This is a genomic window from Streptococcus merionis DSM 19192 (assembly GCF_000380085.1).
Taxonomy (GTDB): Bacteria; Bacillota; Bacilli; order Lactobacillales; family Streptococcaceae; genus Streptococcus; species Streptococcus merionis.
Genome location: NZ_KB904544.1, coordinates 1 through 22,461 on the forward strand (window position 1 = coordinate 1; position 22,461 = coordinate 22,461).

Sequence of the window (22,461 nt, forward strand, 5' to 3'; positions counted from 1 at the left end):
CTTGGTTTGAGCAACAGTTGATCCCTAGCCTAAGGGAACCTCATCTTGTGATTATGGATAATGCTTCCTTTCATCCCAAATCCAGACTGGATAACATTGGTATTCAACATCATCACTATTTTTTGCCACTACCACCTTATTCCCCTGAACTAAACCCAATTGAACAAACTTGGGCAGTTTTGAAGTACCATATAACAGAGCTGTTAAGAAAACTCTCTAGCATTTCCGAATGTTTTGAAGACTATTTTAAAACTTAATGACTATATCTCTGCATATCATCATTAATAAATAAAAAATAGTAGATATAGTTATTTTGTTTCCCTTTCAAAACCAAAGCATCTCTATTCCAACTTGCTATAATGGAGAGAGTATAGAAATTTTAAGTGATGATGTCAATTGGGACAAACTGGAATTCCAAGAATTTCCAAGATATTGTAGCTAATGTAGCAAAATTGTAATGTTTGTAATATACAAAAACATCAAGTAAAATTGGTTTACTGTAATTGTTAATTTTAGTCAAAAATGAAATGGAGACTTTGTTATGACGAAAAGCACTAAAAAGATTACTGGAATTGTAGGTAAGCGCCTATGACATACAAAAACATGTTATTAGGTAAAATGAAGTACTTAATCCTGTTTTTGATTGCCATTCAGAGCGCATTATTTGCTCTGATGGCAATTTTTTTTACAGCTGTTCAGTATGAGGAGTCATGGAAAAATTATAACCGTAATTCTGGAACAGTTACTGTCTATCTTCAAAGATTATCGGAAGAACAGTCGCAAAGTGTATTCCAATATTTTTTGGAGCAAACCGACTTATCTATTTGGACGAAACGTACTACAAATAGTAGTAGGGATGGTGCAACAAATAGAATGTATATAGATATTCTTGGGAATCCTGCGGGTTTTTCAGATCTTACAAACGGTGGTAAAATGATTTTATCACGCCAACAAATTTCAGATTTATTATCCCATAGTGACAATAACTTGACTATTGGACTTGATAAGGGGTCTGATAATATGCTCTACGAATTACCAAGTTTGTTATTTACAACGCCTGTTGTCATAAATCGGTTAGACTATATTTTTCAAGAAACAAATACTATAAACGGGATATATCATATCAATGGTCTTCAGGACGATCTCTCAAGAGAAACATTTTTGTCAAACCTCTCAGCCATTACTGGGATTTCTGTTGAAGACTTGACCCGAGAGAGTTTTGGCAGTAACACTGTTGAGGGAATTGTGCCAATCGTTTTAGCTGCTAGTATTGCAGTAAATGCTATGGTCCTTCTTGTTCTTTTCCTAATATGTGTTTTACAATCCTTTAAACATTTTGGGACATTGATACTATTGGGATGGGATAGGAAAGAGTTGTGGTTTGCCCTCTTCAAAGATTCTCTTCTGTTTTCTATTTATATCGCACCTGTTTCCGCACTAGCAACTTGGTTTTTGTCAGGTTGGGCTAGTTTTGGACTATCATCATTTGTGTTAGTCTTTGCGGGTACAAGCCTTTCAATCTTGTTACTATTGTTAACATTAATCGTTCCAAGTATTGTTGTTTATTTGGTTTCTCCATTAGCTGCAATTCATAAACGGCTACCAATGAAACCATTAATGGCAACCAGTTTGTTATTCTATGCTTTAGTAGCTGGATTATTAATTGTAGTCAGTCATTCTTTAGATGCACCAATGAATCAGTTTATTGATAATGTCAAAGTAGCTAGAGAATGGAAAAGCGTTGAAGATATGTATGTTATTTCAGATTTTGTGGAAGGAGATGATATAGGAACTTACTCCGGTACTACAAATTCACTAGAAAGTAGCATGTATCGCTTTTACCAGCGAATTTCAGAGATTTCAGGTGTTTATATTGCTCAGGGGAAATATCTTGGACAAGAATACCTTGATACAGTCTATGGTACGTACCACAATGTTCCTAAAAAGCCATTCTGGTATTTAACCTATTCTTATAATTACTTATATGAACTGGGAGTTGAGTTAAGTAATGAAGAATTATCCGAAATACGTAATGGAGCTAGATTGTATCTTATTCCTGATACTCTAGGTTCAGCGGATATTGAAACCATGAAGGCCTACTTGCAGGAAGTTGTCAGGGTAAAATCAGGGGATATAGGGACTAAATTTACAGAAAATCCAAGATTTTTATTTAGAACCTATCAGCCATCTAAGTCCATTTTTACTTGGTCAAAATCAATCGATCAAGGTGTGACTAGTAAGGACCCTGTTATTTTTGTAGCTGCTCCTGAAAACTTGTACTTCATGGAATCAGCAAATCTATCTGTGAGTGGTTATAACGGTATTTTGAAAGTTCGTGATAAAGAAACAATGAATCAGGTGAAATCAATTTTAGATAATGAGTTCCCAGATTTGTCAGACAATGAATTGAAATTTACAACGGTCAAGAATTATATCAATGGACTTCAGAAAGATCTTGGTTATACTTTCTACTTATTTGGGAGTATCATTGCTATTATTATCTTTACCATGATGTCTATCTTTTGGAGTTTTGTCTTGATTTATCGTTTGCTTTTCGAGGAAAAACTGTATGTACAGTATTTCATGGGCTTTTCACCTTGGAAGAGATATATCGGTGTTCTTTCTCTTATTGTTAGTGTTTCTGCGATAGAACTACTAGTTTCTATCCTACTAGGTTCAAAATTAGGAATAGTCTTAACACTAGTTACATTTGCTTTCCAATTATTACTTCTTTACTTTAATCTGTTTCGTAAAGAAGGAGAAAACATCATACAATCGTTTAGGGGGTGATTTAATGTCTATGATTTCCGTACAAAATGTGTCAAAAAAATTTGGGTCACGTGAAATTTTAAAAGGCTTAAGTTTTGATGTTGAGGAAAATGAATTTGTAGCTTTAGTAGGACCATCTGGTTCTGGAAAGTCTACTTTACTCAATATGATTGGCCTTTTGGATAATATTGATAGTGGTAAGATTTTAATCAATGGGAAAGTCTTACCAAAAGTGAATTCACGTTCTGCAGTTAACTATCGAAAGAATGTTATCAATTATCTGTTTCAATCAAATGCACTCATCTCTACAGCAAGTGTAAAAGATAATCTCATGCTTGCCATGACCTTTACTGAGTTCTCCAAAGATGAGAAGGAGAAAAAGATTAAAGAAACTCTGCGATTTGTTGGTTTGGAAAATAGACTAAATAGTAAGGTTAATGAATTATCGGGAGGTGAGCAACAGAGAATCGCTATCGTGAGAGCTATCTTAAAACCAGGTGACATCATCTTGGCAGATGAACCAACAGGCTCATTGGATCCTGATATGGCTCAAAAATCATTTGATTTAATTCGGTCGTTGAGAGATCAGTTTGGAAAAACGATTCTAATCGTCACACATAATTTAGACCATGCAAAACAATGTGATCGCATCGTCTCATTGAAGTCAGCTTATCTGATTTAGTAATTTGTCATGAAGTTTATTAAATTTTATGAAAAAATGAGTCAAAGATAAAATAGTTCCTTAAGACTAACTCTCAGAAGTTTCTAGGTGTAAAATTACTGAGGGTTTTAGTTTTTGTCTTAGTCTCCTCTTTACTTTTAAATTCCAAATATAAAAGTGTTCATTTATCATAATTTACACTAGCTAACAGTCATTTTTATCTTTTTCTTGTAATTGGTATTGTAGATTTGAATAGAATTATTTTCAGAAAAATGTTATCTTAAAACTAGAACGATTCATTGATTTTTTGGTTTTTTTCAAGTTCTGCGTCTTTTTCATAAGACTGGCTTGTTTTATATATACAAAACTATCTATCTTTTTGAGAAAGGACAGAAGTACGACCATTGGAAGGACTCGATTATGAATAGATAATGTACAAAAAGTGCCTGAAAGCATAAAGAAATGGACCAAAATAAAGGAGTAGATGATGGCGATTAAAGTAATTGCAACAGATATGGATGGTACCTTTCTCAATGCTCAAAATGATTATAATCGAGAGCGTTTTGCCAGAATCTTTGATACCCTGCAAGAAAAGGGAATTCGATTTGTCAGCATTTCTGGGAATCAGTATTATCAAATCAAGTCTTTTTTTCCTGATTTAGAAGACAAAATCACTTTTGTCAGTGAAAATGGAGCCTATTTTGTCGAAAATGCTCACTTCCTTAAGAGTCATCGTTTGCCTGACGAGACTGTCCGTGTGGTTTTAGATTATCTGACAGAAGCTCACTTAGACCATGAATTGGTTCTTTGTGGTGAGAAATCGGCTTATATTTTGGTAAAATCAGACCAAAAAACAAAAGACCTCTTTGCTATTTACTATCATCATCTAAAAGAAGTTGCCTCATTTGAAAGTCTTCCAGATGATTACTTTATGAAATTCTCATTTAATACGCCAGAAGAGCAGACCTATGCTATTATTGATGAGTTGAATAAGCGTCTTGGCAATACCGTAACAGCTGTGACCAGCGGTCATGGGAATATTGATGTTATCTCTAAAGGAGTTCATAAGGGGTCAGCCATGGCCTATTTGTTGGACAAATGGGGGTTAAGTGGCGACAATCTCCTCGCCTTTGGTGATGGTGGAAATGATATTGAAATGCTACGCATGGCCAAGTATTCCTATGTCATGGCTAATGGCAGTGATGATGTTAAGGAAGTTGCAAAATTCCAAGCACCCAGCCATAACGCGGATGGTGTTTTAGAAGTCATAGAGCACTATCTAACTTTTTAGACTATGCTCAGTTACTGAGTGGGTCAAACATTTAGGGCTTTCAAATCCCTTTCAACCAACATCTTTCATCAGGTCTTTGTCGTCTAATGATAAAAATTGACAGTCTGTTTTGAAGCTGGTAAACTGAAACAATCCTTAGGAGAAAGTAGAACGTCAGATAGTGATGGGAAAGTAAGGACTGGTCGTCTGTCTTGATGGGAAAGGAAATAATGACACTAAAACAATTGTTAACCCTGCTACTTGTGATTTGGAATGTTTTGGTTTTTCTCAGCTACGGCTGGGACAAATACTGTGCTGTGAGGAATCGCTGGCGGTTGTCAGAAAAGTTTCTCCTCCTTGAAGGGCTGCTTTTAGGAGGAGCTGGTGCTTGGTTAGGCGGCCAAGTTTTTCATCATAAGATTCGCAAGTGGTATTTTCAACTAATCTGGTGGCTTGGTCTGGCACTGTTAGTCGGTCTGCTTTACTGGATCTGGTTTGGTGGTGTGGTCTAATCATTAGCTACAAAAGTCGTCTCATTATCAGGTTTTGAGACGATTTTCTGCTTTTACTGTGGTAAAATGAGAAAAAGATCTGGCATAAAAGGAGAAAATGATGGCACGTATTGTTTATGTTAATCGCAAAGCTTCAAATACTGGCTGTGGCTGCCTAGCTATCGGTCTCTTACTGGGACTTGTCTTTCTCAAATCTTTCTGGCGTCCCATTCTGGTCATTCTTTTAGTGATGCTTATCTGGGGCTGGCTCAAGCAGTTATTGGCTCCAGACAAGAGATCCGAGAAGGGTGTGTCATGGACAGAAGAGTCGGGCTTTCAAGACTATCCTCAGGACTTTGGAGAGCTAGGGCGAAGGATCAAGGACGCTGAGGTGATAGAGGGAGATGACGATGTTCATTGAGTGTGTGACCGTCATGGATTTGCCAGAGGAAGCTTACTTTGCTCAAATTCCCGCCCTAAAATCGCTGGAACAACTGACCTTTGATCGTCCGATTACCTTTTTTATGGGCGAAAATGGCAGTGGCAAATCGACCTTACTGGAAGCTATCGCTGTTCAGATGGGATTCAATCCAGAAGGTGGTAGCATCAATTTCAACTTTTCAACCAGAGATACCCATGCTAGCTTGGATCGACACATCAGGATTTCCAAGGGCTATGAGAGACCCAAGGATAGTTTTTTTCTGAGAGGTGAGAGCTATTACAATGTCTCTAGTTATCTAGAGGAGATTTATCGTGGTGAAAAAGGAAGACAGCTGATGGAGAAGGTTTATGGCGGAGTACCTCATGAACGCTCTCACGGTCAGGCTTTCTTGAATCTAATAACGCAGCGCTTTCGTGGGCAGGGGCTCTATATTCTAGATGAGCCAGAGGTGGCCTTGTCTCCTCAGAACCAGCTGGTGGTCATGGTTAAACTATATGAACTCGCTCAGTCAGGTTCCCAATTTCTAATTGCGACGCATTCGCCTATTTTGAGTCGTTTGCCAAATGCGCGGATCTATGAATTTTCAGATCAAATCAAGCAGGTGAATTATCAGGAAACGCAGAGCTATCGCATCACTCAATTGCTGATGGAACAGCCAGAGCAACTTTTGCATCATCTTTTTAGAGACTGATCCGATAGGATCAGTTTTTTTGCTGGCCTTTTCCGATTTAAAATGGAAAATATATGTTTTAAAAAGCGTTTACATATCAGAGAAAGTTGAGTATGATAGAACTGTACCAAACAAGACGGAGGACTTACAATCATGATTCGATTTCCAGATGATTTTGTATGGGGGAGTTCCACTTCAGGACCTCAGTCAGAAGGGCGCTTGCCTGATGATGGCAAGGGGGATAATACTTGGGACTACTGGTTCCGTCAGGCTCCTGAAAAGTTCCACAATCAAGTTGGGCCAGAAGTGACCTCAACTTTCTACGAACACTACGAGACAGACCTAGATTATCTGTTAGAGACTGGCCATACCGCTTTTCGGACATCGATTCAGTGGTCACGCTTGATTCCAGATGGTGATGGAGAGGTCAATCCCAAGGCGGTTGATTTTTACCGAAAGGTATTTGAGGGAGTCAAGGCGCGTGGCATTGAGCTCTTGGTTAATCTCTATCATTTTGACCTCCCGATGGCATTGGAGTTAAAAGGAGGATGGGTGGAGCGCTCTACTGTTCTTGCTTACGAGCGGTATGCCCGTCTGTGCTTTGAGATGTTTGGTGATCTGGTGGATCGCTGGATTACCTTTAATGAACCAATCGTTCCTGTCGAGTGTGGCTATTTTTACCAGCTTCATTATCCAGCGACAGTTGATCCCAAGGCTGGTATTCAGGTGGCTTACCACACACAGTTGGCCAGCAGTTTAGCAGTCAAGGCCTGTCATGAGCTTATTCCTGATAGTAAGATTGGGATTGTGCTCAATTTGACACCTGCCTATCCACGTAGCCAGCACCCAGCTGATGTCAAGGCGGCTCGCATTGCAGAACTCTTTCAGGCCAAATCGTTCCTAGATCCGTCTGTTAAGGGGGCTTATCCTCAGGAGTTGATTGACCTTATTCGGATGCATGATTTGACGCCAGCTTATCAGGCGGAGGATCTGGAGGTTATTCGGGAGAACTGTGTGGATTACCTCGGCGTCAATTATTACCAACCCTTGCGGGTGGCAGCGCCGAGATATGCGGCTAACCCTGAGGCACCGTTTTTCCCATCTGTTTATTTTGATCATTATGAGATGCCAGGGCGCAAGATGAATCCGCACCGCGGTTGGGAAATTTACGAGCGAGGCGTTTACGATATTGCCCAGAATCTTAAGAAAAATTATGGCAATATCGAATGGCTGCTGACAGAGAATGGCATGGGTGTTGAAGGGGAGGAAAAATTCCGCAAAAATGGCCAAATCCAGGATGATTACCGTATCGAGTTCATCAAGGGGCATTTGCTAGAACTCCACAGAGCTATCCAAGAAGGCGCTAATTGTAAAGGGTACCTGGTTTGGACCTTTATCGATTGCTGGTCATGGCTCAACAGCTATAAGAATCGTTATGGCTTAGTCGAGCTAGATTTAACTGACCAATCACGAAGAATCAAAAAATCAGGGCTCTGGTTTAAACAATTGAGCCAGAACAATGGCTTTTAAGCCCAGAAAGGACTAGTGTATGGCAAAACTTGGTTTTTCCCTCTATCCAGAACACGAGGACTTGGACAGCTTAAAAACCTATGTCGATCAATTTCTAGCCTATCCTTGTGAACGTGTCTTTCTCAGTCTTTTGCAGCTGGATCCAGAAGATCAGGCGATGTTTGCGCATTACAGAGCCATTATTGGCTATTGTGCCGAAAAAGGTCTGTCAGTCTTTGCGGATGTTAGTCCAAGCTTTATCACTAAAATGAGCTGGCAAGAGGATTTCGTCACTCAAGCAAAAGCCTTTGGACTTGCAGGGCTCAGGCTAGACGAATCCTACCCTGACGAGCAATTGGTAACTTTGACGCAAAACGCAGAAAGGCTTAACATCGAGCTCAATATGAGTACCGAACCCAAGCTGTTAGAGCGTTTAGTCGCTCAAGGGGCTAATCTGGAAAACGTCACCGCCTGTCATAACTTTTACCCACGGGAGTTTACAGGTCTTGGAACAGCTTATTTCTTAGACCTCAGTCAACAGTTTAGCGACTACGGTATTGAACGCGCTGCTTTTATCACAGCGCATAGTGCTGATACAGGGCCTTGGCCAGTTTCAGAAGGGCTCTGCACGCTTGAAGCACATCGCCATCTGCCACTGCGCGCCCAGTACAAATGGCTGGCAGCAACAGGCTTGGTAGACCATATCATCATTGCTAATCAGAAGGTGTCCTCAGAAGAGTTGGCCACATTAGCAACAGCTGAACTGTTGACCTTTGATATGGAGCTGAATGAGGGCGTCTCAGAGATTGAAAGGCAGATTATCACTGAGGATCATGTTTACCGTGGCGATGTTTCGGACTATGTCATTCGCTCGACAGGGCATCGGGCTAAATACAATCAAGCAACTATAAAGCCTTACCGTGCAGGTGAGAAGGTTTCTCGAGGGGAGATCCTGATTGATAATAGCCTCTATGGGCGTTATTGTGGGGAGTTGCAGATTGCCCTCTGTGATTTTCAGGCGTCTGAGAAAACCAATACGGTCGGGCGTATCTGCCAAGAAGATTTGCCTCTGTTAGACTTGATCAAACCTTGGCAGGGATTTCGGTTTGAAGTTGTAACGAAGGAAGGTGGTCATGTTACATAAGAAAGAATGGCAACTGTTACAGCTTCTCTATGAAAAAGCTGATTACCAAAAAAGCCAACAACTTGCAGATGCGATGGCGGTTTCTGAGCGGACGGTGCGCAAGTATTTGACAGGCTTGGAAGAGCGGATTAAACCTTTTGGAGCGGCATTAGATTACCAATACGGTTTAGGGGTTCGGCTGAAAATTGTAGAGGCTTCGATTTTTCAAAAGCAGTATCAGGAATGGCTAGATGCCAAAGAGAATTTCAGTGATGCCAGAGGAATTGAAGAGGGGCAAGAAAGGCAATATTTCCTGCTCAAACATCTCTTTTTTGAGGAAGAATCTGTTGATCTTAACCAATTAAGGCAGGCCTTTCATATTAGCAAAAGTAGTATGAATCACCTATTGGCGGAGATTCGGCAATTGTTAGAACCTTATCAATTAAGGCTGTTGCGGGCTGCGCCGTCCATTTATCAGGTTTCTGGTGATGAAGCTCAAAAACGACGCTTTATTTCAGATTATTTTTTAACTATTAACTTCAAAGAAGTTTTGCGAACAGATTTAAAATCTCGCACCTTGCTACGAAATGTTGACCTTCCTTTTTTGAGTCAGGTCGTTCTAGAAGAGTGCCAAAAAGGGGCTCTCCAAATTTCGGATTTTACATTGACCAATCTCTTGCTTCACATTAGCCTAACCATTATCCGCATGCAGACGGGTCATGCCTTGGCGGATGTTGCAGAAGCTGAGCAACTTTCAAAAACGACAGAATATCAAGTAGCACAGCGCATTTTAGAGCGTTTGGAGGAGCAGTTACAGTTAGCGTTTCCAGTCGGTGAAACGCAAAATATGGCCTTGCATCTCTTGGCCAAGTCAAGACAATTGTCGGAAGATTTTTCGCAAACGTCACCCTTTTCCGAGGATATTCTAGCTGTTTTAGAGGATATTGACCGCGAGGAATCGACTAGCCTAAGTCAGGATTATCTGTTGTTAGAGGCTTTGATAGCCCACATGACACCTTTGCAGCTCCGTCTTCGTCATGGCATGCGTTTGGAAAATCCCTTGCTGGAAGAAATTAAGGAGCAGTACTCAGAGTATTTTGAGCTGACGAAGCGCTATTTCAAATCCTTATCATTTTTGGCAGATACTGAGGTGAACGATGATGAATGGGCCTATATCACTTTGCATATTATCGCAGCTTTTGACCGACAAATGAGCCAAAAAGCCATTCGAACACTTGTCGTTTGCGCGACAGGTGTTGGTAGTGCTCAAGTGTTGAGAAATCGTCTGGAAGCCAATTTTGGACAGCGCTTAGAAATTGTAGAGTGTATTAGCTACCATGAGCTCTCAGATAGGCATTTGCAGGACATTGATTTGCTTATCTCTTCGATTGACATCAGTGAGCTCATGTTCTCGGTACCTAGCGTGACTGTCAGCGTTTTTCTAAATGCTGCGGATATTCAGGCGATCAATCGCAGTATTCAAACGATTGCAAAGCGATCCGTTTCAACATCGCAAAGCCATTCTCAGCAAGATCAGCAACAATTGTTAGAAGCCTTTGATTACTGTTTTAGGCCAGACCATTTTCTACTGATAACGGAGAAAATGACGAAGGAGCAGCTGTTGACGCAGATGATTGCTTGCTTAGATGAGGTTGTCACAAGCCAAGATATTGCCTCTTTTTACCAGCAGTGCTTAGCGCGTGAACAATTATGCTCGACTGCTTTTTCGGATCAGATGGCCTTTCCCCATCTGATGGAAGCGATGAGTGAGAAAGCACAAGTGATTGTTGCTTGTGTGCCACAAGGGATTAGTTGGGACAATGCTCATCCAGAGATTCGGATTGTGGTCCTGTTATCACCATCAAGGCACCGCAATCAGGAATTGAAAATCGTGTCACATCAATTGGCGCAATGGATCGACAATGACAAGATTCAAGCTAGCCTTCTTAAAGAGCCTAGCTACACACATTTTCGTCAGTTATTTTTAAATGCTTAAATAAACAAAAATTTTATAGTAAAGAATAGGAGAAAGTTATGAAACACATTATGTTAGTTTGCAATGCTGGAATGTCTACCAGTCTTTTGGTAACCAAAATGGAAAAGGCAGCTGAAGCCAAGGGAATTGAAGCTACTATTTGGGCAGTTCCTGTTTCAGAAGTGGATCAGGAATTTGCAAGCAAAACCATAGATGTCCTGATGGTCGGGCCGCAGGTTCGGTTCATGCTTGACGAGTATAAGGAAAAATTTGAACCAGGTACTAAGGTGACAGACATCAACATGGTGGATTACGGAGTGATGAATGGTGAAAATGTCTTTAATAGTGCCTTGGCTTTGATGGGAGACTGATATGGAAAACGAATCTCCCTTATTAGAAACAATCATGCAGCTGATCATGTACGGTGGTGACGCAAAGAGTAAGGCTGTCGAAGCGATTAGAGCTGCTAAAAAACAGGAATTTACGGTCGCACAAGAAAAATTATCAGAAGCCCAAGCTTCCCTCGGACTGGCTCACCATGCTCAGACAGGGCTACTCACTCAGGAAGCAAACGGTGAGGCTGTCAGTGTTAGTCTTTTGATGGTTCATGGTCAAGATCATCTCATGAATGCTATCACCTTTATCGATATGGCTAAGGAAGTGATTGATGTTTATCAGGAGATGGCTGAACTCAAGGAGTCTTGCCATGGAAGTTAAAAAGACTGTCAATGCTTCAGCGAAAGACATTTATTGTTTTTTGCTGAGCGCTTTGAAATCAGATTATGAAGCAGCTCTCGGCAGGACTGCTCAAGCAAGTGCGTTGCAAGAGGGGTTGCAATTTCACAAAAAGTTTGGCAAAAATCAGGCCAACCAAGCCCATGTCAGGGTGACTGTGCTAAAGCCCAATAAAGAGTATGGACTGGCCTTTCGCTCCAGTAGAGGAACCCAATGGCTGCGTTATCAGATAGAAGCGAAAGACGATAGGAGCTGTCATATCGTCTACACTGAGGAATTTTCCCCAGAAGGAAAACTAAACACATGGAATTATAAATTGCTAATGCCTTTCATGCGTCGGTCACTCGAACAGCGTATGGCCTTACAAATTGAAAAATTAGCAGAATTCGCAAAAAACAAGGAGGTAATGTCACATGAATAATAAATTCATGAATGGCTTTATGAAGATCGCTGGGAAATTAGGATCCCAGAAACACTTGGTCATCATCAGAGATTCTTTCATCGCGATGATGCCTCTTACCATGGCAGGGTCAATCGCTGTCCTTTTAAACGTCTTTTTCCGCGATATTCCAACCAATATGGGGTGGACTGGTTTTGTGAAAGCTATGACACCGCTGATTACCATAAATGGTTACGTCTATTTTGGTACCATTGCCATTACGGCTCTCATCTTTTCATTTGCGGTTGGTTATAATTATGCTCAAACGGAAAAAGTCAATCCAATCGCGGGAGGCTTGGTATCTTTTGCATCCTTTGTAGCCACTATGCCACAAACCGTAACCATCATGACTGATTTGACAGGAGTAGATAAGTCAGTCCTTAAGGCCTTGTCTGGACTAGGCTTAGTCCTGAATGGTTCTACCTTAGAAACATCGGAATGGGGTGCTTTGACAACGGTCTATGCTGGGGCGACTGGTCTCTTTACAGCCTTGATTATCGGTATGTTTGCATCTTGGATTTATACGACCTTGATGAATAAGAATGTCACCATCAAAATGCCCGAAAATGTACCGCCAGCAGTTAACAAGGCTTTTGCGGCCATCATTCCTGGTACAGTAGCTATTTATGCTTCGGCTTTAATTGGTTATCTGCCAGTGGTGCTAGCCAGCAAACCGCTTAACGATTTGATTTCAGAGTATATCCAACGTCCGTTGATGAATCTGTCTCAAGGATGGTTCAGTGTTGTCTTTTTGTCCTTCCTCGTGCAACTTTTCTGGTTCTTTGGTCTTCATGGTCACAACGTTTTAGCACCGATCATGGATGGTATTTACGCGCCAGCTCTCTTGGAAAATACAGCTGTCTATGAAGCGACAAGAGATGTCAGTCAACTTCCTTGGCTTTGGACTCGTGGCTCTTTTGATGCCTATGCCCAAATGGGTGGCTCAGGTGTGACCATAGCCCTGATTATCGCGATCTTTATCTTTTCTAAGCGCAAAGAATACCGCACAGTAGCAAAACTATCAGCACCAATGGGTGTCTTTAACATCAACGAGCCGATTACCTTTGGTATCCCGATGGTTTTGAATCCTTACTTTGTGATTCCGTGGTTGATTGTTCCACCTATCTGTTGTGCGATTGCTTATGCGGCAACGACGGCAGGGCTTATTCCACCAGTTTACGTACTAGTTACTTGGATCACCCCTCCGGGACTCTATGCATTCTTGGCAACGGGGAATAACCTCATGGCAGGTTTGGTCTCTATTTTCAATATTTTTGTTGCCTTCTTAATCTGGGCACCATTTGTCATTGCAGCAAATCGTGTCAAAGTGGAAGAAGACGTTTAGACTAATTAACACAAGGAGATTGAGACAGGAGTGCTCAGTCTCTTTTCTATTATAGCTTCAAGCCAGTTTTTCTCGCAGAGAAAAACAAGAAAACCACCAGCTAAGCTGGTTGACAAGGCTTATAGTTTCCGTTTATTTTTCTTAGTATAATCTAATTGTTCAGGTTAGAAAAAGGAGGAAAAATAATTTTCATCTTTAGATAGTGGTTTATTTAGGAAAATTTTCTCAAATTCTATTGACAACGCTATCATTTTTTGGTAGACTATTGTTAATTTCATAAACGGATTGTTACTCTTTGGGAGGCATTACCAGACATCTAAGTGAAGGGTGTGGTGTGTCTTCTAGAGAGTTTTTTTAATCAATTTTGTAAAGGTAGAAAGATGAAAGTAGTCAAAAAAATCAATAATAATGTTGCAGAATGTATTGATAATAACGGTCAAGAATTGATTGCTTTTGGTCGAGGGATCGGTTTTCCAAAGACGCCTTATGAGCTCACAGACTTGTCAAAAATCGATATGACCTTTTATAAGCTCAATGCGCATTTTGCACAATTGCTGACAGAATTGCCAGAAGAGCTAATTCAGCTCAGTGTTGAAATCGTTAATATGGCGCAAACTCAGCTAAATGGGCAACTTAATCCAACTTTAGTGTTTAGTTTGGCAGATCATATTAACTTTGCCATCAAGCGCTTGAGTGATTTTAAAGAAGTAAAGATTCTTTTTTCACACGAAGTGGCTAGATCCTATCCCAAGGAGACAAAAGTCGCCGAGCAGGCGCTCAATCTGATTAACGAAAAGTTACAGGTTCAACTGCCAAATAGTGAAGTCACAGCGGTTGCTATGCACTTTATCAATGGTCAAGCAGAGTATGCCGCTTCAAGTGAGGAAGTCAAGCTTTCAGAGTTGATCGAGATTATCACACAAATTATTGAAAAAGAACTCCAAGTGACGATTAACCGCGAGGAGTTTAACTACCAACGTTTCCAAACGCATGTTCGCTATTATCTTAGTCGGACGGAGCAGCAGGAGCATTTCATCGAAGGCAATCAGGCTATTTTGAATTCGCTTAAAAACGGCCAACCAGCTATCTACCGTACTGCCACAGTCGTCATGGACTATCTCCAGTCTAGCTATGAGATTGAAGGGGCAGATGACGAATTGCTTTACCTGATGATTCATATCAACAGGCTTTATGAACAAAATGGAGAAAAATATGTCCGATAAAAATAAACAACTAGCGCAAGCTATTTTAGAACAAATCGGTGGGGCGGATAATATCAGTCTCGCTACTCACTGCATGACCCGTCTGCGTCTAAATCTGAAAGACCGCTCCCTCGTCAATGACGAGGCGGTTAAAGCTATTCCAGGCGTTTTAGGATTAGTGGAGTCTGGTGGCCAAGTCCAAATCGTCATCGGCCAGCACGTTCCAAAAGTGTATCAAGAATTAACCACTCTTGCTGGCATTTCAACACATGAAGCGATTGAGGAGAATTTAGATAAACCAAAAGAAAAATTGACCTTGAAAAAAGTCGGTATGAATATATTGGATTATATGGCTGGGTCAGTAACTCCCTTGATTCCTGCCATGATTACAGCGGCTATGTTCAAGACCGTGTTGGTCATTATTGGTCCAGATTTATTAAATCTAATCAGCGTTAAAAGCGATGCCTATGTTTTGCTTAATGCGCTCTACAATGCTTTCTTTTACTTCATGCTAATTTATGTTGGATTTACAGCTGCCAAGAAATTAGGAGCAAATCAGGTTATGGGGCTGTTTGCGGGAGCTATGCTTCTAGTGCCAGAATTAGTGGCTTTGGATGGTCAGGCCTTTCAGGTCTATGGCTTTATTCCTTCGACCATGCACAATTACGCTCAAACCTTGCTGCCTGTTCTGCTTATCGTAGCTGTTATGAGCTATCTTGAGAGCTTTTTCAAAAAGATTATTCCTAGTACGCTTGCCACGATCTTTGTCCCATTTTTAACCATGCTTATGACAGTTCCATTAGCCTTTGCGTTATTGGCTCCTCTTGGGAATATTCTTGGAAATTGGATTGGAAGTGCTTTGATAGCGTTTAATAACAGAGCAGGTTTCTTAGCGACAGCAGTCTTAGCAGCCATTTGGTGTTTTCTGATTTTGACAGGTATGCACCACGTACTCATTTTCTTTGGTATTTCTTCTATCTTGACTAACGGCGTTGATTTCTTTGTCTTAACAGCTGGTGGAATGGCGCAATTTGCGGCCTTTGGAATGGCAATCGGTGCTTTCTTGCGTATACGAGATAAAGAAGAAAAAGGTCTGGCTTTGGGTTACGTCATCTCAGGCCTAGTTGGTGGTGTGACGGAGCCTACGCTCTTTGGTGTAGGGATGCGCTTCAAAAAACCATTTATAGCCTTGGCAATCGGTGGCTTTGTTGGAGGTTTGTATGCTGGAGTCATGAGTGTCGGTACTTATGTCGCTGGCGCAACTAACTTTTTGATGGTGTTAGGCTATGTTGGCGGCGGAATGACTAACACAATTCACGGTATCATAGGTTGTTTGATTTCATTAGGAGTAACTGCAGCTCTGACTTATCTCTTTGGCTTTGATAAACAGGATCCAGTCCTTCAGAAGGATTAAGATTAGAAAGGGACTATTATATCAAAAAAATTATTGTTACACGTTGACGATATTGGTTTTCTTTGTATAAATCATCATCATCCTTAAAGGATTGAGTTAAGTAACAAGCAAATTAAGTGTAAACCAAGATGAATATTGTTCATTTGTATAATTAGTTTTAAAAAGTAATTATAGGTTTAAAAACTATTTTGAAACACCAATAGCAACATTAAAGGGGACAAATAAATATGACTAAATTAAATGCAATTACGTTACCGAACGGAGCAACTCTTCGGAATCCTCTGATGATGGCTCCAATGACCACACAACTGAGTTTTTATAATGGCCAGGTGACCAAAGATGAAATTGAATATTATGCTAATCGTGCTAAGGATGTTGGTGCAGTAATCGTTGGAGCGGCCAATGTTCAAGCTGTTGGAAAAGGTTGGCATGGGGAGCTTGGGATTTACGATGATTCCTTTCTTCCAGGTCTTAGTCAGTTAGCTAAGGAAATAAAAGCCAGAGGAGCTAAAGCGATTATTCAAATATTTCATGCAGGAAGAATGACCAATCGTGACATTTTAAGTGGTGAGCAACCAGTTTCGGCTAGCGCAGTTCCTGCTTTACGTCCAAATGCAGAGACTCCTCGTGAGCTTAGTCAAGAAGAAATTATACAATTAATTGAAGATTTTAAGTTAGCAACAAGGCGAGCAATTCAGGCAGGATTTGATGGTGTTGAAATTCACGGAGCCAATACTTACATCATCCAACAATTCTTTTCACCACATTCAAACCGTCGTACAGATGAGTGGGGTGGAACACAGGAGAAACGTTTCAAATTTATCAATGATTTAGTTGATGGCATCTTGCAAACAGTGGCTGATTTTTCTAATCAAGAGTTTATTGTCGGGTATCGGTTTTCTCCTGAAGAGTTTGAAGATCCAGGATTGCGAATGGATGACTGTTTCTATTTATTAGAGCATCTATCCCAGAAAAAACTTGATTATCTTCACCTATCTACTAATGATTATAATAGAATCTCTCAAGAAGAAGCGTATGCAAATAAATCTATTTTAAACTATGTTTCTAAACACTTGAATAAAAAAGTTCCCTTAGTGGGAGTAGGTGGTGTAGAGACAATTGAGCATGTTGAAGATATCTTACAGCATGCCCAACTTGTCGCTGTTGGAAGAAGCTTAATCCATGATCCAGACTGGGCAGGAAAAATTTTGAGAGGAAACAGTACAACAAGATTGAAAGAGCTTGGTTTTGATTTAGAGCAATACTATAAGTATGGTCTGTGGCAATTTGTACAATCATTTCGTTTAGATAAGTAAGGTAAAGTATGATTATATGGTATTTATTCCCAATACTAATGGGAGCAAGTATTGCTTCACAATCGGCTATCAATTCCAGACTTACACGCTATACATTGAGTCCTTTTTTATCATCAGCGTTTTCCTTCTTTGTTGGATTAGTATTTCTTCTTTGTCTGCTTTTGATAAACCGAGAAGTCCCTTTTATAGCATTCAATGAGCTCACGAGTCTGCCTTGGTGGGTTTGGATTGGTGGTTTTACCGCTGCGTTTGCCTTAACAGTCAATGTCCTTCTTTTTCCGATATTAGGTAGTATGCAGACATCGGTTTTACCTATCCTAGGACAGCTTTTGATGGGAGTAATCATAGATCAATTTGGTCTGTTTTATCTTTCTCAAAACATTTTAAACACTAGAAAGCTATTAGGTTTAATGATTCTATTTATAGGGACATTGATGGCTACTGGGGTTTTAGCGAAATCAGATAGAAGAAATCTTCCCACTAAGGAAACAAAATTTAAATTTTGGTGGCAGATGCTCGGCATTTTCGCAGGAATTTTAATAGCTATTCAATCAGCGACAAATGCTTATTTAGGCCGTGAAATTGGATCCCCGTTACAAGCTTCTTTCATTTCATTTAATATAGCGTTTTTGGTTACGGTATTCATTTGTTTTATAACGAAAGTAAAATTCCAAACTGCTATTGATACCTTTAAAAAAGCTAAAGGTGAAGAATGGGTATTCACAGGGGGTATTCTTGGGGGTTCTTTTGTTTTAGTCAGTTCGTGGTTAGTGCCACTAATTGGTACTGGAAACGTTATAGTTATTTCTCTATTTGGTCAACTAGTGGCTTCAACTGTAATTCAACAAATTGGATTATTTCGTTCAGAAGTTAAAAAGGTGAAAGTTGGTCAATTAATTGGATTGCTTCTAATGCTTATTGGTATTATAATCATACGTTTAAAATAATAAATGAAAGTAGGAAAATTATGTCAAAAAAATTACTGTTGCGCGCGGATGATTTGGGCTATTCTGAGGCGGTCAATTTAGGGATTGTTAAAGCTTTAGATGGTGGACTGATTAAGAGTTTAGGTGTTATGGTCAATATGCCTGCTACTAAGCACGGTGTGGATTTGATAAAGAGCAAGGTGTATGATATTGCACTCAGCGTTCATGTCAATATTTGTGCAGAGAAGCCTCTGACTGATCCTGCTTTTATTCCCAGTCTGGTTGATGAGAAAGGTTATTTCAAGTCGTCCAAAGTCTATCGGGCAAGTCAGGAAGACTTTGTCCAGTTAGATGAAGTGCTTTTAGAAATCGAAGCGCAATACCAGCGTTTTGTAGACTTATTTGGTCGAAAACCAGATTATTTTGAAGGTCATGCAGTGTCATCAGCGACCTTCTTTAAAGGATTAGAAATCATTGCAAAAAAGCATGGACTCAAGTATTCGCCCTTCTCCATGGGAGGAGAGACAGTCACCATCGGTCAGCATCAAGTCCAATACCGCATGGACAGTATGCTGCTAGACTATGACCCATTTGAAATGATAAGAGATATGGCCAATAAAGCAGAAGGCGATGTTGTCCAACTTGGCGTTTTTCATCCAGGGTATTTGGATCATTATATCCTGCAACACTCAAGCCTGCTCAATGCGAGAACACTAGAGGTTGAAGTGTTGACAAACCCTGAAACGAAAAAGCACTTAGAAGCAGCAAACGTTGAACTGCTGGATTACCGTGATTTGTAAATGAGAAAGAAGAGGGACAAACAGCTACCATGCCTGTTTGTCCCTCTTTTTTGCTTGTCTATAATTGAAATTCCTGTGCTTTTTCCTGATAAATATCCTGCATCAGAAGGACGAAGTCTGAGAGGGAATGGCGTTGATCAAACTTTTGGGTGACGAGAACACAGTCAAACGACTCCTCGGTTTCAAAGGGAACCCATCTAAATTCATCAGAGAAGTCCTTGAGGTAGCCAGGGCTTAGACAGATAGCTTGCTCGGCAGCGACACTGACCATGGTAAAATCGTGGGTTGGGCTGTTGAGTGTACTGAGCTTGACTTCCTCTAAGACACTTTTTTGAACCCGTCGTAGGGTCTGAGTTGATCCACCATTGACCAAAAGCGTCCGACCAAGCAAATCCTTGGGACGGGCTTTTTTGAGTTGGGCTAGAGGGTCATCAGGATTGACCAAGAGATAGATATAGCTGGTATATAGCGGATGAATGCTGGCATTGGGGAGTTTTTCAGCCTGATCGCGCGTGGTGAAAATGATGTCCACTTCGCCCTCACGAAAGGCGGTCAGCCAGTCCTTTTGGCTAATTTCAGGAGTAATCAACACCTCAGGTTGAAGTTCACGAAATTCTTTGATGACCTCAGGCAAAAAGTAGAGGTGGGAGCGTAGGTCAAAACCGATAGTCAGATTCTCACTATACTGATTAGAGAAATTTTGCCCCTGCTCAATAGCCAGTTGCAGCTGCTGACGAATATTTATCAGTTGCTGGTAAAATTGTTGTCCTGCTGGGGTCAAACGAACCGTTTTCCCAATTCGCTCAAAAATTAAAAAACCAATTTCCTCTTCTACCGTTTTGATTTGGTAAGAAAGAGCGGGCTGGGAAATGAAGAGATTCTCAGCTGCGCGATTAAAGTTTAAGGTTTGAGCGACCTCGATGACATAGTCCATTTGTTTGGTGTTCATTTGGCAATCTCCTAATAAAATAATTTTATCGATTATAAAAAATGTGTATTGGATAATTTTATTATAGAGGATTATAATAGATTTATCAAGTGAGGGAGAAATGCTGGTATGATGATGATCTAGCTTTGCTTCATTTCATCTGATACTTGTTAAAATCTTATGAGGAGAATACTATTTGAGACTGCTTAGCGGTTTGAAGTTAATGTAAAGGAGAAAATAATGCAGTATATCAATCTTGGAAAAACAGGTCTTAAGGTATCGCGCTTAGCCTTGGGCTGTATGAGTTTTGGTTCGCCCGATTCTGGAGGCATTTCTGGGAATGTTCCAGAAGAAGAGGCACGTGAGATTATCAAATATGCGCTTGATGCGGGGATTAACTTTTTTGACACAGCCAATTATTATGGCCTTGGTCTGAGTGAAGAGATTCTCGGTCGTACTCTGAAAGACTTTGCTCGCCGTGAAGAGGTAGTCATTGCGACCAAGCTCTACTATCCTATGCACGATGGGGCTAATGCCAAGGGACTATCTCGCAAGGCTATTTTTGATGAGGTAGAAAATTCTCTTCGTCGATTAGGAACTGACTATATTGACCTTTACATCATTCATCGGTGGGATTACACGACACCGATTGAAGAGACCATGGAGGCCCTCAATGATCTAGTCCGTATGGGAAAAGTTCGCTACATTGGAGCGTCAGCCATGTATGCTTGGCAATTTGTCAAGGCAAACAGCATCGCAGAGAAAAATGGTTGGGCTAAGTTTGTCTCTATGCAAAATACTATCAACCTGATCTATCGTGAGGAAGAAAAAGAGATGTTGCCAATGTGTGTCTCAGAAGGGATTGCGCTTACACCATTCTCACCGTTAGCACACGGAGCTTTGACAGCGCCAGCTGAGCGCTTGCGCGATTTTCCTGTCGCTCAAAACCAAAGTGACTATGTGCTGGAGCAAGATGCTGAAATCGTTCGTCGTACTCGCGAAATTGCCAATAAGTACAAGGTAAGCCCTGCGCAGGTTGCCATGGCATGGGTTTACACCAAGCCTGGCATGACTTCGGCTTTGGTAGGAGGTAGCAAGGTTAAGTATGTCCAAGAAGCGATTGACGCTCTTGATTTAGTGTTAAGGCCTGAGGACATCGCCTACCTTGAAGCGCCTTACGTCCCCCACACGCAGTACGGGTTCCGCTAGATGAGAGATCGCAGTAAACTACTGGTTGTTGCTCTGCTTACTTTTTTTCTACTAGCTCTTTTGGCTTTTGGGAAATGGCAGAGCAGGCCAGCTTATAGGAGTGAAAAAACGGATATAATCCAGACACAAGGAGATGACATGACAGAGCAAATCCTAAAAGAACTTTTTGCCCAAGTGAATACAGCCATGGTTCAGAAAGATACAGCTAGCCTAGAGGCCATCTTAACGGACGACATGACGTTAACCCACATGACAGGCTACGTCCAGCCCAAGGTAGAATGGTTGGAGGACATCGCCTCAGAAGAAATGCGTTATTACAGTTCTACCAATGAAGCGACATACGATATTGTCATCGATGGTGACAGGGCTAGTCTGACCAGTCATGATTTGGTTGAGGCTTCTATCTGGGGAAGTGCTCGCAACACTTGGCGGCTTAAAATGAAGGTGGACTTTGTGCAGATCGATGGCCAGTGGTACATCAGTAAACAAGTCGCTTCAACTTATTAGTTCATTAGAAAGAAGGAAGAATATGACAAAAGTAACTATTATTGGTGCCACAGGCTCTCTAGGGAGAGCAGTAACGGAAACTCTCTTAGCTGAAACTGATGTTCGGCTCACTCTTTTTTCACGGACAGCTCACCGCTTGCCAGTCCATGATCGAGCGACTATCATAGCAGGTTCGACAGCTGACAGTGATCAGTTAGAAGCGGCAGTCGCAGGAGCAGATCTGGTCTTTGTAGCCTTATCTGGTAATCTGCCTCAGATGACCGAGCAGGTCATTGCTGCCATGAAGAGTACAGGAACGAATCGGCTCGTCTTCATCTCATCTTATGGGATTTACGGGGAGATTGACGGTCGCCCAGCGTTTGATAACATTTTACAACCTTACCGTAAGGCAGCGGATTTGGTGGAGCAATCTGATCTTGACTATACAGTGCTTCGTCCAGGTTGGTTTGACAATGGACTTGACACAAACTACCAATTGATTCCTAAAGGTGAGACCATTTATGGTCACGATATTTCCAGAAAAAGCATCGCTGATTTGGTCAAGCGTATCGCTTTAGACCCGACCTTGTTTGTTAAAGAAAACCTTGGTATCGTTCGATAACATAAGCCCAAGTGATGGTGAGATCTGTACCAGATTAATCACCAAGTACTTGGGGTTTTCTTTTTTTATAAAATAGTAAAAATATTTGACTATTTACGACAAGCATGTTAAACTGTGAATCATAAAGTA

Annotated in this window: 23 protein-coding genes; 22 read left to right on the forward strand and 1 reads right to left on the reverse strand. The window is 40.9% G+C overall.

The window, feature by feature from the left end; genetic code table 11:
- The 19 genes from A3I5_RS0104775 to A3I5_RS0104865 all read left to right on the forward strand — a co-directional run.
- The coding region (locus A3I5_RS0104775) for a transposase (protein ID WP_018373428.1) at window positions 1-257 on the forward strand (257 nt) is incomplete at its 5' end.
- A gap of 331 nt (window positions 258-588) precedes the next feature.
- The gene (locus tag A3I5_RS0104780; RefSeq protein WP_018373485.1) at window positions 589-2,790 is read left to right on the forward strand and encodes an ABC transporter permease; all 2,202 of its coding nucleotides are present in this window, start codon (window positions 589-591) and stop codon (window positions 2,788-2,790) included.
- Between the two features lie 4 nt (window positions 2,791-2,794).
- Entirely contained in the window at window positions 2,795-3,451 is a 657-nt protein-coding gene (locus tag A3I5_RS0104785) for an ABC transporter ATP-binding protein (RefSeq protein WP_018373486.1), read from the forward strand.
- Between the two features lie 463 nt (window positions 3,452-3,914).
- Window positions 3,915-4,721, forward strand: coding sequence for a Cof-type HAD-IIB family hydrolase (locus A3I5_RS0104790; protein ID WP_231869672.1), 807 nt, complete (start codon window positions 3,915-3,917; stop codon window positions 4,719-4,721).
- Window positions 4,722-4,930: 209 nt separating this feature from the next.
- Entirely contained in the window at window positions 4,931-5,212 is a 282-nt protein-coding gene (locus A3I5_RS0104795; RefSeq protein ID WP_018373488.1) for a DUF1294 domain-containing protein, read from the forward strand.
- A 97-nt stretch (window positions 5,213-5,309) separates the two neighbouring features.
- On the forward strand, window positions 5,310-5,612 hold the full coding sequence (locus A3I5_RS0104800) for a hypothetical protein (RefSeq protein ID WP_169850521.1): 303 nt from the start codon (window positions 5,310-5,312) through the stop codon (window positions 5,610-5,612).
- A complete protein-coding gene (locus tag A3I5_RS0104805) occupies window positions 5,596-6,324 on the forward strand; it encodes an AAA family ATPase (RefSeq protein ID WP_040834594.1) in 729 nt (242 codons plus the stop codon). Before A3I5_RS0104800 ends, A3I5_RS0104805 begins: the two co-directional genes overlap by 17 nt.
- A 132-nt stretch (window positions 6,325-6,456) precedes the next feature.
- Complete coding sequence (locus A3I5_RS0104810) at window positions 6,457-7,833, forward strand: glycoside hydrolase family 1 protein (RefSeq protein ID WP_018373491.1); 1,377 nt, start codon at window positions 6,457-6,459, stop codon at window positions 7,831-7,833.
- Between the two features lie 19 nt (window positions 7,834-7,852).
- On the forward strand, window positions 7,853-8,956 hold the full coding sequence (locus tag A3I5_RS0104815) for a DUF871 domain-containing protein (RefSeq protein WP_018373492.1): 1,104 nt from the start codon (window positions 7,853-7,855) through the stop codon (window positions 8,954-8,956).
- Window positions 8,946-10,931 carry a BglG family transcription antiterminator gene (locus A3I5_RS0104820; protein WP_018373493.1) on the forward strand — a complete coding sequence of 662 codons (1,986 nt, stop codon included), beginning with the start codon at window positions 8,946-8,948 and terminating at the stop codon, window positions 10,929-10,931. The genes A3I5_RS0104815 and A3I5_RS0104820 overlap by 11 nt, the downstream gene beginning before the upstream one ends.
- Before the next feature lie 38 nt (window positions 10,932-10,969).
- A complete protein-coding gene (locus A3I5_RS0104825) occupies window positions 10,970-11,281 on the forward strand; it encodes a PTS sugar transporter subunit IIB (RefSeq protein ID WP_018373494.1) in 312 nt (103 codons plus the stop codon).
- Between the two features lies 1 nt (window position 11,282).
- The gene (locus tag A3I5_RS0104830) at window positions 11,283-11,627 is read left to right on the forward strand and encodes a PTS lactose/cellobiose transporter subunit IIA (protein ID WP_018373495.1); all 345 of its coding nucleotides are present in this window, start codon (window positions 11,283-11,285) and stop codon (window positions 11,625-11,627) included.
- Window positions 11,617-12,066: a DUF3284 domain-containing protein gene (locus A3I5_RS0104835; protein ID WP_018373496.1), complete on the forward strand. Its 450-nt coding sequence runs from the start codon at window positions 11,617-11,619 to the stop codon at window positions 12,064-12,066. Before A3I5_RS0104830 ends, A3I5_RS0104835 begins: the two co-directional genes overlap by 11 nt.
- The gene (locus A3I5_RS0104840) at window positions 12,059-13,429 is read left to right on the forward strand and encodes a PTS sugar transporter subunit IIC (RefSeq protein ID WP_018373497.1); all 1,371 of its coding nucleotides are present in this window, start codon (window positions 12,059-12,061) and stop codon (window positions 13,427-13,429) included. The genes A3I5_RS0104835 and A3I5_RS0104840 overlap by 8 nt, the downstream gene beginning before the upstream one ends.
- A 380-nt stretch (window positions 13,430-13,809) precedes the next feature.
- Window positions 13,810-14,652 (forward strand): PRD domain-containing protein, encoded by an 843-nt coding sequence (locus tag A3I5_RS0104845; RefSeq protein WP_018373498.1) that lies wholly within the window; start codon window positions 13,810-13,812, stop codon window positions 14,650-14,652.
- Entirely contained in the window at window positions 14,642-16,045 is a 1,404-nt protein-coding gene (locus A3I5_RS0104850; protein WP_018373499.1) for a PTS transporter subunit EIIC, read from the forward strand. Before A3I5_RS0104845 ends, A3I5_RS0104850 begins: the two co-directional genes overlap by 11 nt.
- 227 nt (window positions 16,046-16,272) lie before the next feature.
- A complete protein-coding gene (locus A3I5_RS0104855; protein ID WP_018373500.1) occupies window positions 16,273-17,361 on the forward strand; it encodes an NADH-dependent flavin oxidoreductase in 1,089 nt (362 codons plus the stop codon).
- An 8-nt stretch (window positions 17,362-17,369) separates the two neighbouring features.
- The gene (locus tag A3I5_RS0104860; RefSeq protein ID WP_018373501.1) at window positions 17,370-18,308 is read left to right on the forward strand and encodes a DMT family transporter; all 939 of its coding nucleotides are present in this window, start codon (window positions 17,370-17,372) and stop codon (window positions 18,306-18,308) included.
- 20 nt (window positions 18,309-18,328) lie between these two features.
- Window positions 18,329-19,087, forward strand: a complete 759-nt coding sequence (locus A3I5_RS0104865; RefSeq protein ID WP_018373502.1) for a ChbG/HpnK family deacetylase — start codon at window positions 18,329-18,331, stop codon at window positions 19,085-19,087.
- A 58-nt stretch (window positions 19,088-19,145) separates the two neighbouring features.
- On the opposite strand, the gene A3I5_RS0104870 is transcribed toward A3I5_RS0104865, so the two are convergent.
- Complete coding sequence (locus tag A3I5_RS0104870; RefSeq protein WP_018373503.1) at window positions 19,146-20,036, reverse strand: LysR family transcriptional regulator; 891 nt, start codon at window positions 20,034-20,036, stop codon at window positions 19,146-19,148.
- A 219-nt stretch (window positions 20,037-20,255) separates the two neighbouring features.
- Between A3I5_RS0104870 and A3I5_RS0104875 the strand changes: the two genes are divergently transcribed.
- From A3I5_RS0104875 to A3I5_RS0104885, 3 genes are all read left to right on the forward strand, one after another.
- Window positions 20,256-21,224, forward strand: coding sequence for an aldo/keto reductase (locus tag A3I5_RS0104875; RefSeq protein ID WP_018373504.1), 969 nt, complete (start codon window positions 20,256-20,258; stop codon window positions 21,222-21,224).
- 138 nt (window positions 21,225-21,362) lie between these two features.
- Window positions 21,363-21,731 (forward strand): nuclear transport factor 2 family protein, encoded by a 369-nt coding sequence (locus A3I5_RS0104880; RefSeq protein WP_018373505.1) that lies wholly within the window; start codon window positions 21,363-21,365, stop codon window positions 21,729-21,731.
- A 22-nt stretch (window positions 21,732-21,753) separates the two neighbouring features.
- Window positions 21,754-22,332, forward strand: a complete 579-nt coding sequence (locus A3I5_RS0104885) for an NAD(P)H-binding protein (RefSeq protein ID WP_018373506.1) — start codon at window positions 21,754-21,756, stop codon at window positions 22,330-22,332.
- Window positions 22,333-22,461: the final 129 nt, after the last annotated feature.